The sequence below is a fragment of the Bradyrhizobium nanningense genome (assembly GCF_004114535.1).
Taxonomy (GTDB): domain Bacteria; phylum Pseudomonadota; class Alphaproteobacteria; order Rhizobiales; family Xanthobacteraceae; genus Bradyrhizobium; species Bradyrhizobium nanningense.
The window spans coordinates 74,092-90,769 of sequence record NZ_LBJC01000078.1 but is presented as its reverse complement, the minus strand read 5'-3'; the positions used below and the strand labels follow the sequence as shown (position 1 = coordinate 90,769).

At 65.6% G+C, this 16,678-nt stretch carries 19 protein-coding genes; 7 read left to right on the top strand and 12 right to left on the bottom strand.

Translation table 11 applies throughout. The features are described 5' to 3' along the window. The first annotated feature begins 152 nt into the window (after positions 1–152). Complete coding sequence (locus XH84_RS35275; RefSeq protein WP_164936187.1) at positions 153–434, top strand: hypothetical protein; 282 nt, start codon at positions 153–155, stop codon at positions 432–434. Positions 435–473: 39 nt separating this feature from the next. After that, positions 474–734, top strand: a complete 261-nt coding sequence (locus XH84_RS35270; RefSeq protein WP_128918887.1) for a hypothetical protein — start codon at positions 474–476, stop codon at positions 732–734. 4 nt (positions 735–738) lie between these two features. On the opposite strand, the gene XH84_RS35265 is transcribed toward XH84_RS35270, so the two are convergent. Then, a complete protein-coding gene (locus XH84_RS35265; protein ID WP_128918886.1) occupies positions 739–1,038 on the bottom strand; it encodes a DUF1330 domain-containing protein in 300 nt (99 codons plus the stop codon). A gap of 173 nt (positions 1,039–1,211) precedes the next feature. Between XH84_RS35265 and XH84_RS35260 the strand changes: the two genes are divergently transcribed. Then, positions 1,212–1,757 carry a hypothetical protein gene (locus XH84_RS35260; protein ID WP_128918885.1) on the top strand — a complete coding sequence of 182 codons (546 nt, stop codon included), beginning with the start codon at positions 1,212–1,214 and terminating at the stop codon, positions 1,755–1,757. 96 nt (positions 1,758–1,853) lie between these two features. Here XH84_RS35260 and XH84_RS35255 read toward each other — a convergent pair whose 3' ends face one another. From XH84_RS35255 to ffh, 7 genes are all read right to left on the bottom strand, one after another. Next, positions 1,854–2,063, bottom strand: coding sequence for a hypothetical protein (locus tag XH84_RS35255; RefSeq protein ID WP_128918884.1), 210 nt, complete (start codon positions 2,061–2,063; stop codon positions 1,854–1,856). 92 nt (positions 2,064–2,155) lie between these two features. Then, positions 2,156–3,562, bottom strand: a complete 1,407-nt coding sequence (gene leuC / locus XH84_RS35250; RefSeq protein ID WP_128918883.1) for a 3-isopropylmalate dehydratase large subunit — start codon at positions 3,560–3,562, stop codon at positions 2,156–2,158. Positions 3,563–3,970: 408 nt separating this feature from the next. Next, positions 3,971–4,351 carry a 50S ribosomal protein L19 gene (gene rplS, locus XH84_RS35240; protein ID WP_128918881.1) on the bottom strand — a complete coding sequence of 127 codons (381 nt, stop codon included), beginning with the start codon at positions 4,349–4,351 and terminating at the stop codon, positions 3,971–3,973. 110 nt (positions 4,352–4,461) lie between these two features. Next, a complete protein-coding gene (gene trmD / locus XH84_RS35235) occupies positions 4,462–5,217 on the bottom strand; it encodes a tRNA (guanosine(37)-N1)-methyltransferase TrmD (RefSeq protein WP_128918919.1) in 756 nt (251 codons plus the stop codon). A 120-nt stretch (positions 5,218–5,337) separates the two neighbouring features. Further along, on the bottom strand, positions 5,338–5,895 hold the full coding sequence (rimM, locus tag XH84_RS35230) for a ribosome maturation factor RimM (protein WP_128918880.1): 558 nt from the start codon (positions 5,893–5,895) through the stop codon (positions 5,338–5,340). 9 nt (positions 5,896–5,904) lie between these two features. Beyond that, positions 5,905–6,237, bottom strand: coding sequence for a 30S ribosomal protein S16 (gene rpsP, locus XH84_RS35225; protein ID WP_014438992.1), 333 nt, complete (start codon positions 6,235–6,237; stop codon positions 5,905–5,907). Between the two features lie 98 nt (positions 6,238–6,335). Beyond that, positions 6,336–7,883, bottom strand: a complete 1,548-nt coding sequence (gene ffh, locus XH84_RS35220) for a signal recognition particle protein (protein ID WP_128918879.1) — start codon at positions 7,881–7,883, stop codon at positions 6,336–6,338. A 538-nt stretch (positions 7,884–8,421) separates the two neighbouring features. Here ffh and XH84_RS35215 point away from each other — a divergent pair. Beyond that, positions 8,422–9,402 carry an MBL fold metallo-hydrolase gene (locus XH84_RS35215; RefSeq protein WP_164936180.1) on the top strand — a complete coding sequence of 327 codons (981 nt, stop codon included), beginning with the start codon at positions 8,422–8,424 and terminating at the stop codon, positions 9,400–9,402. Between the two features lie 150 nt (positions 9,403–9,552). Here the strand turns inward: XH84_RS35215 and XH84_RS35210 are convergent, their stop codons facing one another. Both XH84_RS35210 and XH84_RS35205 read right to left on the bottom strand, forming a co-directional pair. After that, positions 9,553–10,269 carry an SIMPL domain-containing protein gene (locus XH84_RS35210; protein WP_164936179.1) on the bottom strand — a complete coding sequence of 239 codons (717 nt, stop codon included), beginning with the start codon at positions 10,267–10,269 and terminating at the stop codon, positions 9,553–9,555. Between the two features lie 5 nt (positions 10,270–10,274). After that, positions 10,275–11,054, bottom strand: coding sequence for a GyrI-like domain-containing protein (locus XH84_RS35205; protein ID WP_128918876.1), 780 nt, complete (start codon positions 11,052–11,054; stop codon positions 10,275–10,277). 255 nt (positions 11,055–11,309) lie between these two features. On the opposite strand from XH84_RS35205, the gene dapF reads away from it, so the two are divergent. Together dapF and mtaB are read left to right on the top strand one after the other, a co-directional pair. After that, positions 11,310–12,185: a diaminopimelate epimerase gene (gene dapF / locus XH84_RS35200; RefSeq protein ID WP_128918875.1), complete on the top strand. Its 876-nt coding sequence runs from the start codon at positions 11,310–11,312 to the stop codon at positions 12,183–12,185. After that, on the top strand, positions 12,185–13,438 hold the full coding sequence (gene mtaB / locus XH84_RS35195; RefSeq protein WP_128918874.1) for a tRNA (N(6)-L-threonylcarbamoyladenosine(37)-C(2))-methylthiotransferase MtaB: 1,254 nt from the start codon (positions 12,185–12,187) through the stop codon (positions 13,436–13,438). The genes dapF and mtaB overlap by 1 nt, the downstream gene beginning before the upstream one ends. Positions 13,439–13,571: 133 nt before the next feature. On the opposite strand, the gene XH84_RS35190 is transcribed toward mtaB, so the two are convergent. Next, positions 13,572–14,681: a DUF2336 domain-containing protein gene (locus tag XH84_RS35190; RefSeq protein ID WP_128918873.1), complete on the bottom strand. Its 1,110-nt coding sequence runs from the start codon at positions 14,679–14,681 to the stop codon at positions 13,572–13,574. A 278-nt stretch (positions 14,682–14,959) separates the two neighbouring features. Further along, a complete protein-coding gene (locus tag XH84_RS35185; RefSeq protein WP_206734124.1) occupies positions 14,960–15,625 on the bottom strand; it encodes an RluA family pseudouridine synthase in 666 nt (221 codons plus the stop codon). 98 nt (positions 15,626–15,723) lie between these two features. Here XH84_RS35185 and ftsY point away from each other — a divergent pair, with 98 nt between their 5' ends. Beyond that, on the top strand, positions 15,724–16,668 hold the full coding sequence (gene ftsY, locus XH84_RS35180) for a signal recognition particle-docking protein FtsY (RefSeq protein WP_128918872.1): 945 nt from the start codon (positions 15,724–15,726) through the stop codon (positions 16,666–16,668). The last annotated feature ends 10 nt before the right edge of the window (positions 16,669–16,678 follow it).

Below are 16,678 nucleotides of genomic sequence, written 5' to 3'. Positions count from 1 at the left end.
ATCTCTTAGCGCGGGTTCCTTGGCGATGCATCCCGCTTTATAAGCGCGGGCTAGGTTGACGGGCGGCGCCAAAACGGGGAGCGTGGGCCTCGGTTGGGACGTTTCAGGTGGGCAAAAAAATGCGAGCAAAAACAGCGCTGACGCTACTGTGCATGGGGTTGTTTTCGCAGTTTTGCGTTGGCGCGGAGGCGCAGACGGCGGCCCCCGGGGTGAGGCTGGCGCAGGCGGCGGCACCGGACGACATCCCGCCGCCGCGCAAGCGGCATCCGGCGCGCCTGCGCGTCACACCCTATTACACGCCTGATGGCGTCTACCCGCGCTACAATCCGGGTCCCAATGCGGTCCGCGTGTGCAACGCGACCTATGTGCAGGAATTCCGGCCGAGCGGCACCGTGATCGTGCCGCGTGTGAGCTGCTACTGGCGTCCGGGCTGAGGCAGGCGGCGCTCGGCGTTGGAGCCCGGTGGGGTGATCATGGCGAGATGGGTTGCATGGGCCGTTGCCGTCGCGCTTGCCGCCGGTCTGCCTCGCGCGTCCGCGGCGCCAAGGGTGACGGTGCCGGAGGCCTCGGCAGGGACTGCGATCTTCGATGGGCGGCGGCCCGCGCGAACCCAATACATTGTGCCGCCCCTCGTGCGCCGTGATCCCCGCTATTACGCGCGGCCCGTGCACTACCGTCCCTATCCCTACGGCGTGCCCGCACCCTTCGTATTCGGCTACGGCCCGTTCAGGTGACGCGCTAGCCGGCGGGCGCGAATCCCTTGACCAAGAGCACGGTCGCCTTCGCGCCGGCTTTGCGATCACGCGAGATTTCATCGTAGTCGGGTGAGTTCGAGAAGGCGAGGAAGGCGGCCTCGTCGGGAAACGACATCATGACGAGCTTGTCGTGCGGCCACGTCCCTTCGAGCACGCGCGGGCGTTCATCGGCGGCGAGCAGCCGGCCATTGAACTTCCTGAACACATCGAAGAACCGCGCCTGGTAACGGTCATAGGCGGCGCGGTCCGTCATCGTCAGCTGCGCGATCGCATAGACGGTCATTTCCGAAACTCCTCTCGTCGCGGCACCGCATCGCAGTCACCGGCTTCGTTCATTCATGGCGCGTTCACGTCGCTGTCCGCAATTTAATCCCGGGAGCGACTGCAATTGAACAGGGATGACGCGGGCCGGAAACGAGCATCGCAACTCCGCTGTCCGGATTCAGGGAGGATTCCATGCTGAGAATAAGAGGTCTCAGGGCAAGCCCGATGCGCCTGCTCGGGATTGCGGCCGCCGCGACACTGATGCTGTCGGCGGGGACCGCGCGTCGCGCTGAAGCACTCGCCTTGATCAATCCGGCGACGTCCCCCGCGGCCAAGGCCGCGAGCGACGACCTCGTCACGCAGGTTCGTCACGGCGGCGGCGGACATGGCGGGGGCGGACATTTTCACGGTGGCGGAGGCTTCCGCGGTGGCGGCGGACATGTCGGCGGTTTCCGCAGCGGTGGATTCCATGGCGCTCATATCGGCGGCATCCGCGCCGCGCCGGCCTTCCACGGCGGTGGCTATCGCTATGGCGGCGTTCACCGCTATGGCGGATTTCAGCGCTACGGGATCTATCGGCCGCACTACGGCCATCGCCACTTCCACCGGCGCTATTATGTCGGCGGCTATTATCCCTACTACCACCATCCGCGCCGCTGCCGGATCATCTGGACCTATTATGGCCCGCGCCGCGTCTGCCGCTGGCACCGCTGGCACTATCCGTACCGGTATTGGTAACGGAAACTATTCGAACAGCGTCATGGCCGGGACATAGGCGAGCGGAAGCGACGCCGTCCTACGGACGGCTATGCCCGGGCATGACGGAGCGCGTAGCTACAGCCAATCCTTCAGCTTCCACGACGAAGCCTTCCACCGCATCAGATTGTCCAGCTTCCACTGCTTGAACATCGCGGGCGGCCAGCGGCTGAGCTTCGAGGTCTCCTCGACCTCCGGCTTGGCGACGATGGACAGCGGCGTCGCGCGCCGGCGGTGCTGGCGCGTGGCTTCGCTGATCAGGTCGACATATTCAGGCTTGTTGGCCATGGCGCGTCCTCGCGAAAACCTCGCGAGGACGAGAGTGTCAGGCGATCGATTAACAGCGGTTTGCCGCGATCGCTACAATTGCGGGAGTTCGCTTAGCGCCAGTCCCTGACGTCGACGAAGTGCCCGGCGATCGCCGCCGCCGCCGCCATCGCCGGCGAGACGAGATGCGTGCGGCCTTTAAAGCCCTGGCGGCCCTCGAAATTGCGGTTCGAGGTGGAGGCGCAGCGCTCTTCCGGCTTCAGCTTGTCCGGGTTCATGGCAAGGCACATCGAGCAGCCCGGCTCGCGCCATTCGAAGCCGGCCTTGATGAAGATCTTGTCGAGACCCTCGGCCTCGGCCTGCTCCTTGACGATGCCGGAGCCGGGGACGACCATGGCGTTGACGTTCGCTGAAACCGTCTTGCCCTCGGCGATCTTCGCTGCCGCGCGCAAATCTTCGATGCGGCCGTTGGTGCAGGAGCCGATGAAGACGCGGTCGAGCTTGATGTCGATGATCTTCGTGCCCGCCGTCAGGCCCATATACTTCAGCGCGCGATGTTTGGAGATGCGCTTGGCCTCGTCCGCGATCTTGTCGGGATCGGGCACGATGCCGGTCACCGAGATGACGTCCTCAGGCGAAGTGCCCCAGGTCACGATCGGCGGCAGTTTTGCAGCATCGAGGCGCAGCTCATGGTCGAAATGCGCGCCCTCGTCGGAGCGCAATTTCTCCCAATAGCGCATCGCCGCATCCCAGGCCGCGCCCTTCGGTGCCTTCGGACGGTCGCGCAGGAAGTCGTAGGCCTTCTGGTCGGGCGCGACGAGGCCGGCGCGGGCGCCGCCTTCGATCGACATGTTGCAGACCGTCATGCGGCCTTCCATCGAGAGCGCACGAATTGCTTCGCCGGCATATTCCAGCACGTAGCCGGTGCCGCCCGCAGTGCCGATCTCGCCGATGATGGCGAGGATGATGTCCTTGCCGGTCACGCCGTCAGGCAATTTGCCGTCGACGGTGACGCGCATGTTCTTCGCCTTCTTCTGGATCAGCGTCTGCGTCGCCAGCACGTGCTCGACTTCGGAGGTGCCGATACCGTGCGCGAGCGCGCCGAACGCGCCGTGCGTCGAGGTGTGGCTGTCACCGCAGACGATGGTGGTGCCGGGCAGCGTAAAGCCCTGCTCGGGACCGATGACGTGGACGATGCCCTGGCGCTTGTCGAACTCGTTGTAATATTCGATGCCGAATTCCTTGGCGTTGTCGGCCAGCGCCTTGATCTGCTCGATGCTCTCCGGATCGGGATTGGGCTTGGTGCGGTCGGTGGTCGGCACGTTGTGGTCGACGACGGCGAGCGTCTTCTCCGGCGCGTGAACCTTGCGACCCGTCGCGCGCAGGCCTTCGAACGCCTGCGGTGAGGTCACCTCATGCACCAGATGGCGGTCGATATAGAGCAGGCAGGTGCCGTCCTCGGCTTCGTGCACCAGATGGTCGTTCCAGATCTTGTCGTACAATGTGGTCGGCTTGGACATGAGCTTAAGCTCCGAAAGAATGTGTGAAGCGGATAAGCGCGCATCGCGCGCAGGCAACAAATCGTCAGCGCAGCCTCTCAGGCTGCGCGAATAAGCTCTGACGTTGCCGAGGTCGCGAAGCGTCCGAAGAACCGGCCAGGCAGCCGCGAGCGATCGTCGATGACGATGCGCTGGACGGGGGCGAGGCTGGTCGGATCTGGAAACATTCTAGAAGCTATATAGCATGCAGCGGTAAAAGCGCGAGAGTTTCGGCTCGTCATTGCGAGCGCAGCGAAGCAATCCAGAAATGCATCCGCGGAGACAGCCTGGATTGCTTCGTCGCAAGGCCCCTCGCAATGACGGCGGGACAAACAAAAAAGCGCGGAGCCGAGCCCCGCGCTTTCGAAAACTTGCCTGATGAGGCGGAGCCTACTCGCCGACCGCGGTCTGGCGGTCCTGCTTCTCGACGATGCGGGCCGACTTGCCGCGAAGGTTGCGGAGGTAATAGAGCTTGGCGCGACGCACCTTGCCGCGACGCACCACCTTGATCGAGTCGATCATCGGCGACATCACCGGGAACACGCGCTCCACGCCCTCGCCGTACGAGATCTTGCGCACGGTGAAGCTCTCATTGAGGCCACCGCCGGAGCGGCCGATGCAGACGCCCTCATAGGCCTGCACGCGGGTGCGCTCGCCTTCGACGACCTTCACGTTGACGATCACGGTGTCGCCGGGACCGAATTCCGGAATGTCCTTGCCGGCGGACAGCTTGTCGAATTGCTCTTGCTCGAGCTGCTTGATCAGGTTCATGGGTAAATCTCCATCGGCGCGCCCAGCCCTGGAAACGGGGGGCTGCGCAAAATTCGTCTATCCAGCCATTGCGGATTTGGCCGCTCCTATAAGGCAAGCCGGAGCGTTTGTCACCCGTCTGTCTTGTTTTTTGGCGTTTTTTGGCGACCGGCTCGATTCGGGGGCTTGGGCGGGATCTGGGCCCACAAATCCGGCCGCCGGGCCGCCGTCAGGGCCTCGGATTGCGCCCGCCGCCAGGCCGCGACCTTGGCGTGGTCGCCGGAGGTCAGGATATCAGGGATCGGAACCCCCTCGAACAGCTGCGGGCGGGTGTATTGGGGGTATTCCAAAAGGCCCCCGGAGAAGCTCTCCTCGGTTCCCGAGGCCTCCTTGCCCATCACCCCCGGCAGCAGCCGCACGCAGGCATCGATCAGGGCTAACGCTGCGATTTCGCCGCCGGACAGCACGTAATCGCCGATCGAGACCTCCTCCAGGCCCCGCTTGTCGATCACCCGCTGGTCCACCCCCTCGAACCGCCCGCAGACGATCAGGGGGCCGGGGCCCCGGACGAATTCTGTGACCCGGGCCTGGGTCAATGGCCGACCGCGCGGGCTCATCAGCAGCTTCGGTCGGTCAGGGCCGATCTCCGCCGCGTCGATGGCCGCCGCCAGAACATCGGCCCGCAGCACCATGCCCGGCCCGCCACCGGCGGGGGTGTCGTCGACGCTGCGGTGACGGTCGGTGGCCGAGGCGCGGATGTCCCGCGCCTCGATGTCCCAGAGTCCCGCGGCCAGCGCCCGCCCGGCGAGGCTCACACCGAGCGGTCCCGGAAACATCTCCGGAAACAGCGTCAGCACCGTCGCGCGCCAGGGTGAGGGGTGGGTCATCGGATCCAAATGCCTCGTCGTCCCGGGGCGCGCGAAGCGCGAGCCCGGGACCCATAACCACCGCACTTCATTTTGCGATGATCGGAGCTATCAGCTTAGCCAAAAAACCATGGCCTGTGGCTATGGGTCCCCGCGTTCGCGGGGACGACTCGGGGAGAGAGTTTCGCCACGATCCTCGCCCTCGATCTCCTGCGGCAGCGCGATCACCACGCGGCCGCCTTTGAGATCGACCTCCGGCACCACCGCGTTCGAGAACGGCAGCAGCATCGTTGCGCCCTTGGGCGGAGCGATCTCGATGATGTCGCCGGCGCCGAAATTGTGGATCGCGAGCACGCGGCCGAGCGCGTCGCCGTCCGTGGTGACAGCGGCGAGCCCGATCAGATCGGTGTGGTAATATTCGTCCTCGTCGGTCACGGGCAGCTTGTCGCGCGCGACGTAGAGTTCGATGCCGTTGAGGCGCTCGGCCTCATCGCGGGTCGTGACGCCCTTGAACGTCGCGACCAGATGGTCTTTCGCCTCGCGCGCCGTCGCCAGCTCGAACTGGCGCTTGCCGTCCTTGGCGAGAAGCGGACCGTAGCGGCGGACGGCAAAGGGATCTTCCGTAAAAGTCCACAGCTTGACCGCACCGCGCACCCCATGCGCGGCGCCGATCCGCGCGACGCAGACCAGCGCCGACATGATTGAACCTTAGCCCTTCGCGGCGGCTTCGGCCTGCGCCTTGCGCTCCTTGCGCGGCACGGCCTTTTCCGGGTTGTTGCGCGCTTCACGCTTCTTGACGCCGGCGGCATCGAGGAAACGCGACACGCGGTCGGACGGCTGCGCGCCCTTGGCGAGCCAGGCCTTCACCTTGTCCATGTCGAGCTTCAGGCGGGTCTCGTTGTCCTTCGGCAGCAGTGGGTTGAAATAGCCGAGACGCTCGATGAAGCGGCCATCGCGCGGAAAGCGGGAGTCGGCGACGACGACGTGATAGACGGGACGCTTCTTGGTGCCTGCGCGGGCGAGGCGGATCACGACGGACATTCAGTTCTCCTTGAAAGTGTGGTTTGCAAAGTACGTTTTGTTCGGTTGATTGGTATTCCGCGCCGCGTGAGACCGTGCGGTTCCTCGCGACGAATTCCTCATTTCTTCTTGCCCGGGAAACCGCCGAGGCCCGGCAGCGTCGGCTTGCCGCTCAGCCCCGTCAGTCCAGGAAGGTTTGGCAGGCCGGTGCGAAGCCCGGGCGGCAGATCCTTCGGCAGGCTGGGCAGACCTTGTCCGCCGCCGGCCTGCATCTTCTCCTGCATCGCCTTCATCTCTTCGGGAGACGGCATCTTCATGCCGCCGCCAAAGCCCATCGCCTGCGCGATGCCGGCGAGCGGGCCGCGCTTGCCCGAGCCCATGGCCTTCATCACGTCGGCCATGTTCCGGTGCATCTTGAGTAGCTTATTGACGTGCTCGACGCTCTGGCCGGAGCCTGCGGCGATGCGCTTCTTGCGGCTTGCTTTCAGCAGATCCGGATGGCGGCGCTCGTCGCGCGTCATGGAATCGATGATGGCGACCTGGCGCTTCAAAATCCTGTCGTCGATGCCGGCGGCCGCGATCTGGTTCTTCATCTTGGAGATGCCGGGCATCATGCCCATCAGGCCGCTGATGCCGCCCATGTTGGCCATCTGCAGCAGCTGCTCGCGCATGTCGTTGAGGTCGAACTGACCCTTGCGCATGCGCTCGGCGGTGCGCGCGGCCTTCTCGGCGTCGATATTGGCCGCGGCGCGCTCGACTAGCGACACGACGTCGCCCATGCCGAGGATACGGCCGGCGATACGATCGGGATGGAAATCTTCCAGCGCATCGGTCTTTTCACCGGTGCCGAGCAGCTTGATCGGCTTGCCGGTGACCGCGCGCATCGACAGCGCGGCGCCGCCGCGGCCATCGCCGTCCACGCGTGTCAGCACGATGCCGGTGAGGCCGACGCGCTGGTCGAACGCGCGCGCCAGGTTCACGGCGTCCTGGCCGGTGAGGCTGTCGGCGACCAGCAGCACTTCGTGCGGATTGGCCGCGGCTTTGATCGCCGCTGCTTCCGACATCATCTCTTCGTCGAGCGTGGTGCGGCCGGCGGTGTCGAGCAGCACGACGTCGTAGCCGCCGAGCTTGCCGGCCTCCAGCGCGCGCTTGGCGATCTGCGGCGGCTGTTGCCCCGCCACGATCGGCAGGGTCGGAATGTCGAGATCGCGGCCGAGCACGGCCAGCTGCTCCATCGCCGCCGGGCGATAGACGTCGAGCGATGCCATCAGCACCTTGCGCTTGTCGCGCTGGACCAGGCGGCGGGCGAGCTTTGCGGTGGTCGTGGTCTTACCGGAGCCTTGCAGGCCGACCATCATGATCGGTACCGGCGGCACGGAATTGACGTCGATGGTCTGGCCTTCGCTGCCCAGCGTGTTGACCAGCTCGTCATGGACGATCTTGACCACCATCTGGCCGGGGGTCACCGACTTGACGACGGTGGCGCCGATCGCCTGCTCGCGGACGCGCTCGGTGAAGCTGCGGACCACCTCGAGCGCGACGTCGGCCTCCAGCAGCGCGCGGCGCACCTCGCGCATCGCGGCATCGACGTCCTTTTCGGTCAGCGCACCGCGCCCCGTCAGACGATCGAGAATTCCGCCAAGCCGTTCCGACAGATTGTCGAACAATGCCGTTGTCCTGTTGCTGTCCCCGGATGAGGGCGCGCCGCTACTCTCCGCTGTCATGCCCCGGCTTGACCGGGGCATCCAGTACGCCGCGGCACCTCGGTTCCAGCCGAGCCGCCTCTGGAATACTGGATCGCCCGATCAAGTCGGGCGATGACCGCTTCCTTGGCCAAACGATCTTCCAAACACCTTTGCGCCCGAGGGCGCACAGCGCTGTCGGGCGTTGACCTCCGGCCCCAAGGGCCGGTCGGCGGGTCGAAAAGAAAGCCTTTCCGAGAAAGTGGCGGGGTTAAACGCCGCTCACGCCGAAAAGTCAAGGAAAGTTAGGGTGCCAGAGTGGCTTTGCCAAGGTAAGCTCCTGAAAACAAGACGCTTTTGGTGGTCAGTTCCTTTTCCTTTGGCCTCGCCCATATAGAAGGTGATGATTTACCTCCGCCGCCGTCCCTGAAAGCCAGCCTGTGTCGATCGCCCGTCGCCGCGTTTATGGTTGCTTGCCGGGGCCGGGGCGCTGGTCGGCGTCCCCTCCCTTTGGATGTCCCGCATGAAAGCCTATGACGATCCCACCTCAGATCATTTCGACGGCCTCACGTTTTTCGATCCGGATGGGGCGCCGCCGAAATCGCTGCGCGAGGTGCTGCGCTGGCAGTTCGGCGGCAAGCGGCAGCGTGCGAAATGGCCGGATTGGGCCCCCAGCCCTCATGCCGACACCCCGCCGGAGCGGGTCGACGGCGGCAAAGTGCGGCTGGCCTTTGTCGGCCATGCCAGCTGGCTGATCCAGGCCGGCGGCCTCAACATCCTGGTCGATCCGGTCTGGTCGACCCGGGTCTCGCCGGTCTCCTGGGCCGGGCCGAAGCGGCATAACGATCCCGGCATCGCCTTCGAGAAGCTGCCGAAGATCGACGTCGTGCTGGTCTCGCATGGCCATTACGATCATCTCGACATCGCGACGCTGTCGCGGCTCGCCAAGAATTTTGCCCCGCGCGTGGTCACCCCGCTCGGCAACGACGTCACGATGCGCAGTGCCGATCCCACCATCAAGGTCGAAGCCTTCGACTGGCACGACCGCGTCGAGCTCGGCGGCGGCGTCGCCGCGCATCTGGTGCCGACCCGGCACTGGACCGCGCGCGGCATGTTCGATCGCAACAAGGCGCTGTGGGCGAGTTTTGTCTTGGAGACGCCGGCCGGGAAAATCTACGTGGTCTGCGATTCCGGTTACGGCGATGGCCGGCATTTCCGTCGCGTCGCCGAGAAGCACGGCAAGCTGCGCCTCGCCATCCTCCCGATCGGCGCCTACGAGCCGCGCTGGTTCATGCGCGACCAGCACATGAATCCGGAAGACGCCGTGAAGGCGCTGGCCGATTGCGGCGCCGAGGCCGCGCTCGGGCATCACCACGGCACGTTCCAGCTGACGGACGAAGCGATCGACGCGCCGGCCAAGGCGCTGGTGGAAGCGCTGGATGCAGCACAGATTCCGCAGCAGCGGTTCGTGGCGATGAAGCCGGGGCAGGTGGTGGAGATTTAGGTCTCTCCACGCATACCGCTCGTGCCCCGGACGCAGCGCAGCGTCTCTTCGACGGTGCGCTGCAGAGCCGGGGCCCACGCTTTTGGATGCAACTGGGTCCCGGCTCTGCGCCGCGTCACTACGTGCCGCAGCGCGTCCGGGACACGAGAATTATTGTTCCTTCGGCTTGATCGCCCAGCTCACATTCACCGTCACCGACAGCGTCTCCTCGCCCGGTGCGACCGCGGCAGGTGCAGCCATCGGCGCTGTCGCCATCCGCGCCTTGAACAGCGGCACCGGGGCGCCGCCTTCGGAGACGCTGAGCGGTGCGCCCAACGTGACGCCGGTAGCCTTGGCGTAGATCTCGGCCTTGCGGCGGGCGTCCGCGACCGCCTGCTCGCGCGCGTCGTCGAGCAGTTTCGAGGCCTGCGTCACCTCGAAGGAAATGTTGCCGATGTCGTTGGCGCCGGCGGCAACCAGCGTATCGATGATGCTAGCGACCTTGGTGACGTCGCGAATTTTTACGGTGACGCGGTTCGAGGCGCGGAAGCCGACCACCGGGGATGCGCCGGTGGATTTGTTCTGGCCATATTGCGGCTGCAGCGACAGGCGCGAGGTCCGGTAATCCTTCTCGGCGATGCCGGCGCCCTTCAGCGCCAGCAGCACCTTGCCCATCGCGGCGTTGTTGGCGTCGGAGGCTTCCTTCGCCGACTTGGCGTCGTTGGCGACGCCGGCGTCGATCTGCGCAAGATCCGGCGCCACGGAGACATTGGCTTCGCCGCTCACCGAAATGGCGGATACGACATCGTCGGCAAGCGCGGACGTTGCCGGCAGCGTGGCGGCAAGAACGGCGGCGAGGGAGACAACAAGTACGGCAGGCTTCTTCATAAGTCTCACTTCAGCGGCACGAAGACGTTGATCACGAGCTTGTCCTCGGCGGTCTTCAGGGGATCGGTGAGGTATTCCTCGATGAAGGTGTCCTTGGCTTCCAGCCTCTTGTCGTCGAGGTGATTGGTGATCGCCTCGTAGGTGTTGTCCATGTTGTCGTAGGAGCCGCGATGGACGAACTTCAGCACCTTGCCCTCCGGCGATTTGCCGACGCTCATGTCCTTGGGCAAGTTCTTGGGATCCTGCTCGACCGGGATCTCGGCAAGGAAGGTGAAGCCGGTATCGTCCGTCGAGGTGTAGACGATCATCGCATTGCCGGCGTGCTTGATGCCCTGCTTGTCCAGCAGGGCGTTCAGCGCCTTGAAGGCGTCGATCAACGTGTCGAAGGCCGAGTCCCAATTCGCGGTGCCCTTGACCATCACGACCTTCTTGGCCTCGAGCGTGGTCTCGAGGCCGAACGGATCGGCGGTCTGCACCGGGGCGGGGGTTACGGCGGCCGCCGGTGGCGGGGCCGTTGGGCTCGGTGAGGCACTGGCTGCGGGCGAGGGCGATGTTGTCGGGGTCGGCGAAGCGCTGGCCGCAGGTGATGGTGCGGGTAAGGTCGTCGCCGCTGGTGCGGGCGACGCGCTCGCGGCCGGCGAGGGGGTGGCCGATGGGGCCGGTGAGGGACTTGCCGAGGCGGCCGGTGCCGGGCTCGGGGTTTGCGCCAAAACCTCAGGCAGGCCAAGCGACAAGGCCGCTGCCGGGATCAGCGCGGCTAGAGCGAGACGACGAAACCTGATCATTTTATTCTCCCCACGGCCTTCGTCACCAAGGCCTGATCACCAAGACCTTGCCCACCAAGGCCTTATCCGGCTGAAGCCCGGCCGCGCATCCCGGTTCGCGGCGAGCCGCGCCGTTCTAACACGCGGGCGCGGAATTCGTCTCATGACAGATGCGTCATGGCAGACCTCCTGGCAGACCTCTTGGCCTCCGACCGCAAATCACTGGCCAAGCCTGCAAGGATCGCCATATAAGACAGGCGAAATTCGGGAATTTTCATGAGCGCGCTGGCCAACCACGCATTTGCCAAGATGAACGGCATCGGCAACGAGATCGTCGTTGTCGACATGCGGGATTCTACGGCAAAGGTGACGCCGGACGACGCCCGTGCGGTGGCGTCCGCGAACGGTGGCGTGGCTTACGACCAGCTCATGGTGCTGCAGAAGCCGCGGCTCGACGGCACCGAAGCCTTCATCCGGATCTACAACAATGACGGCTCGGAAGCCGGCGCCTGCGGCAACGGCATGCGCTGCGTGGTGCGGCGCATCTTCGAGAAGAACGGGCAGACGACGGCGACGTTCGAGACGGCGGCCGGGCTGCTCAATGCCTGGCAGGGTCCGGCACCTGATCTCTACACCGTCGACATGGGGATGCCGAAGTTCGGCTGGCAGGACATCCCGCTGGCGGAAGAGTTCCGCGACACCCGCTACATCGAATTGCAGATCGGGCCGATCGACAATCCGATCCTGCATTCGCCCTCCGTGGTGAGCATGGGCAACCCGCATGCGATCTTCTGGGTCGACGATGTCAACGCCTATGATCTCGAGCGTTTCGGTCCATTGCTGGAAAACCACCCGATCTTCCCGGAGCGCGCCAACATCACGCTCGCCCATATCGCCGATCCCCAGCACATCACGATCCGCACCTGGGAGCGCGGTGCCGGCCTGACCAAGGCCTGCGGCTCGGCGGCCTGCGCCACGGCGGTCGCCGCGGCCCGCCTGAAGCGGGCCGAGCGCAATGTCGAGATTACGCTGCCTGGCGGCAAGCTCGGCATCGAATGGCGCGAGCGCGACGACCACGTGCTGATGACGGGCACGGCGACCTTCGAATATGAGGGCAGATTCGATCCGGCGCTGTTTGCGCCGGTGGCCTGATGGCCGTCGACGTCGTCACCTTCGGCTGCCGCCTCAACGCCTTCGAGGCCGAGGTGATGCGCCGCGAAGCCGAAGCTGCAGGGCTCGAAGATACCATCGTCATCAACAGTTGCGCGGTCACCAACGAGGCGGTGGCACAGGCCCGGCAGTCGATCCGCAAATTGAAGCGCGAACGGCCCGGTGCGCGCATCGTCGTGACCGGTTGCGCGGCGCAGACGCAATCTGCGATGTTCGCCGACATGGCCGAGGTCGATCGGATCGTCGGCAATGACGACAAGATGCGCGCTTCTGCGTGGCAGGAGACGCGTAGCGCTTTCGACCTTGGCGCCAGCGAGAAGATCGCCGTCAGCGACATCATGGCCGTGAAGGAGATGGCGCCGCATCTCATCGACGGCTATGCGAGCGGCCTGCCGCGCGTGTTCGTGCAGGTGCAGAACGGCTGCGACCATCGCTGCACCTTCTGCATCATCCCCTATGGCCGCGGCAATTCGCGCTCGGTGCCGATGGGCGCGGTGGTCGAGCAGGTGCGCAACCTGGCCATGCGCGGCCATGCCGAGATCGTGCTGACCGGCGTCGATCTCACCAGCTACGGCGCCGACCTTCCGGGCACGCCGAAGCTCGGCCTGCTGACCAAGCAGATCTTGCGGCACGTGCCGGAGCTGAAGCGCCTGCGCATCTCCTCGATCGATTCGATCGAGGCGGATGGCGATCTGCTCGATGCCATCGCCGATGATGCGCGGCTGATGCCGCATCTGCATCTGTCGCTGCAGTCCGGCGACGACATGATCCTGAAGCGCATGAAGCGGCGGCATTCGCGGCAAGACGCGATCGCGTTCTGCGAGCAGGTCCGCCGCCTGCGCCCCGATGTCGTCTTCGGTGCCGACATCATCGCGGGCTTCCCGACCGAGACGGACGAGATGTTCTCGCGTTCGCTCGATCTTATCGAAGAATGCGGCCTGACATTCCTGCACGTCTTCCCCTATTCGCCGCGCCCCGGCACGCCGGCTGCAAAGATGCCCCAGGTTGCAGGCGGCGCGATCAAGGAGCGTGCGCGACGGCTACGGGCGGCAGGCGAAGCGGCGCTGCGCGAACGGCTGCAAGCGGAGGTGGGTCAGACGCGCGAGGTGCTGATCGAGAGCGCGAGCCTGGGCCGCACCGAGCACTATCTGCCGGTAGCGATTGCAGGCGAGCGTATCGGGAGCGTCGTGCCGCTCGTGATTGGCGGCAGCGATGGCGAGCGGCTGACCACATAGACAGTGTCGTCGCCCTGCTTGACAGGGCGCCCCAGTACGCCGCGGCTTTTCCGCATCTCACTGACGTCTCTGGAATACTGGATCCCCCGCTTTCGCGGAGGATGACACCGGTAGTTTGGCGAATAGCGCGCCCCTACGACGCCCTGACCTGCCAGAACCGCAGCGTCCGCCGCGCATTCTCCGGCGTCATGCGCGCATAGTGATCCTGTGCTCGCGCGAGGTCCGCCGGCTTCATCGCGCCGGTGGCAAACCGACTTTCGAGCACGGCTATGGTGGTCTCCCAGCCGAGTTGCGCGGCCTTGCACGGCACCAAGAGGCCGTCGTCGCGCAGGCTCTGCATCAGCGGACGGATCACCTCGATTGTCGATCCGGACAGGGCTGCCAGGGCGGCGGCGGTCTCCTCGTAACGCCGCTGCCTGGCGAATCCGAGCAACGTCGCCTCATCGAGCTGGCCGGTTGCCTTGAGCATCGCAATCGCGCGTTTGGCGCCCTCGAAATCGCGGACACCGGACATCTCGCGCTCGACGCCGACGGCGATGGCCGTGATCGCGCTCTGGATCTCCTCGAATAGATGCGGCGGCGCGCGCGACAACAGGCGGGCGCGCACGGCATCGGTCGCCGAGCGCAGCAATCGGCGGCGCAGCTCCGACGGCAGGTCGACGCGGACGCCGATGCTGACGGCAAGCTCGGGATCCGCCTCGGCCTGCCCAACCATGAGCGCGAATCCATGTCCGGAGACGCGCGCGCCGGGATTGGCGGCGAGCCTGCGGCTGACGCTGGGATAGCGGCGCGCCAGCAGGGCGTCGGTGACGATCTCCTTCAGCCACCAGCGGCCGGCGATCGCAAGCAGATGCGGCTCGCCCTTGGCTGAAGCGATCTTCACCAGCTCGCCGTCGTCGAGGCGCGCAGATTCCTGCAGCACGGGACCCGCGATGCGGATCTCGTCGTTGCTGGCGAGGCGGCGGATCACGGAGGGCGGTGCCTGCGCGACCGGCGCCAGCTGCACGCTGATCTCGGCGAGCGCGATGCGTGCGCCCATGTCCGCAAGCGCGCGCAGCTCGATGGTACCGATCAGGCGATCGAGCACCTCGTCGAACAGCGCGATCTGTTCGTCGTCGAAACTGCCGGCGGAGGAGAGGAACAGGTCGGTGACGCGCCGGGCTGTTGCCAGACCCTTTTCCGGCGAGCCGGTGCGAATCGCGGATTCGACCTCGTCGATGATCGATAGCCCGGCCGTAGACATGACGCGTTGCTCGTCCTGAGCGAATTGATGGAAGCTTGTTCTAAGCAACCGGCATCATGGGGACGAGGACTGAAGGTTTGGTAAACCATGGGCCTGGAGCGGCTGGCTTGCGCAAGATGCACCCGCGGCGTCGGTGCGCTCCCTCCCCCGCTTGCGGGGGAGGGTCGGGGAGAGGGTGTTTCCGCAACGGGACAGTCCCCACGAGGAGAGAACCCTCACCCGGCGCTGCGCGTCGGCCTCTCCCACAAGCAAGCGGGAGAGGTGAACACCAGCGGCACCTATTCCCCATTCCATCCGCAAGCCCTGAGCTTCTCGTGCATATGCGGCGGGGCCGGTGCCACGACGCGGACCGGCTCCTTGTTCCGGGAGATCGGCACCACGATCTCGCGGGAGTGCAGGTGCAGCTTCGGCTCGCCGAAGCGCGGCCCGTTGCCGTAAATATTATCGCCGAAGATCGGCCAGCCGGTGGCTGACGAATGCACCCGCAATTGATGGGTCCGTCCCGTCACCGGTTCCATGGCGAGCCAGGTGAAGCCGTCGCCGCGGCCCATGACCTTCCAGTTGGTGATCGCCTTCTGGCCCTCGGGATCGGGCTTCTGCCACCAGCCGCGTTCGGCATTGAGCCGCCCAAGCGGCATGTCGATGGTGCCTTCGTCCTCGGTGGGGCCGCCCTCAACCACGGTCCAGTAGGTCTTGCCGATCTTGCCGTGCTTGAACAAAAGGCCGAGCGAGGCGGTCGCCTTGCGATGGCGGCCGAGCACGAGGCAACCGGAGGTGTCCTTGTCCAGCCGGTGGGCCAGCACCGGAGGGCGCGGCAGGCCGAAACGCAGCGCGTCGAAGGAATCCTCCAGATTGGCGCCACCCTTGGGGCCGCGATGCACCGGAAGGCCGGCCGGCTTGTCGATGATCAGCATCAGGCCGTCGCGATGGAGCACGCGGGCCATGATCTCGTCGGCCGTCAATTGGGGAACATCGAGCAATTGCAGGACTTTCCGGGTCAAGTCTTTCGTTTAGAGGCGGGAACGGCTAACACACCCCCGCCATGAACGATACCACGTCAGATCCCCCCAAGCTGAGCTGGTGGCGCCGCCTGTCCAACGGGTTGAAGCGCACCTCGTCTTCGCTCGGGACCGCGGTCGCCGACCTCGTCACCAAGCGCAAGCTCGATCGCGCCATGCTCGACGACATCGAGGACGTGCTGCTGCGCGCCGACCTCGGCACCTCCGTCGCGGTCCGAATCGCGGACGCGGTCGGCACCGGCCGCTACGACAAGGCGATCTCGGCGGACGAGGTCAAGGACGTCGTCGCGACCGAGGTCGAGAAGGTGCTGGCGCCGGTGGCAAAGCCGCTCGAGATCGATACGGCCAGGAAGCCGTTCGTCATCCTTGTGGTCGGCGTCAATGGTTCCGGCAAGACCACCACGATCGGAAAACTCTCGCAGAAATTCGCGTCCGAAGGCCGCAAGGTGATGCTGGCCGCCGGCGACACGTTTCGCGCGGCAGCGATCGAGCAGCTCAAGGTGTGGGGCGAGCGCACTAAGACGCCCGTCATATCAGGGGCGCAAGGCTCGGACTCCGCGAGCCTCGCCTTCAACGCGCTCAATGCGGCCAAGGAGCAGAATGTCGATGTGCTGCTGATCGACACCGCCGGACGTCTGCAGAACAAGGCCGAGCTGATGAACGAGCTCGAAAAGGTCGTGCGCGTGATCCGCAAGGTGGATGCGACGGCGCCTCATGCGGTGCTGCTGGTGCTGGACGCCACCGTCGGCCAGAACGCGTTGTCGCAGGTCGAGGCCTTCCATCGCACCGCCGGGGTCACCGGCCTCGTGATGACGAAACTCGACGGCACCGCGCGCGGCGGCATTCTGGTGGCGCTGGCCGAGAAGTTCAAACTGCCGGTGCATTTCATCGGCGTCGGCGAAGGCGTCGACGATCTCGCGCCGTTCACCGCGCGCGACTTCGCCCGCGCCATCGCTGGAATCGAATAGCGTCATCCTT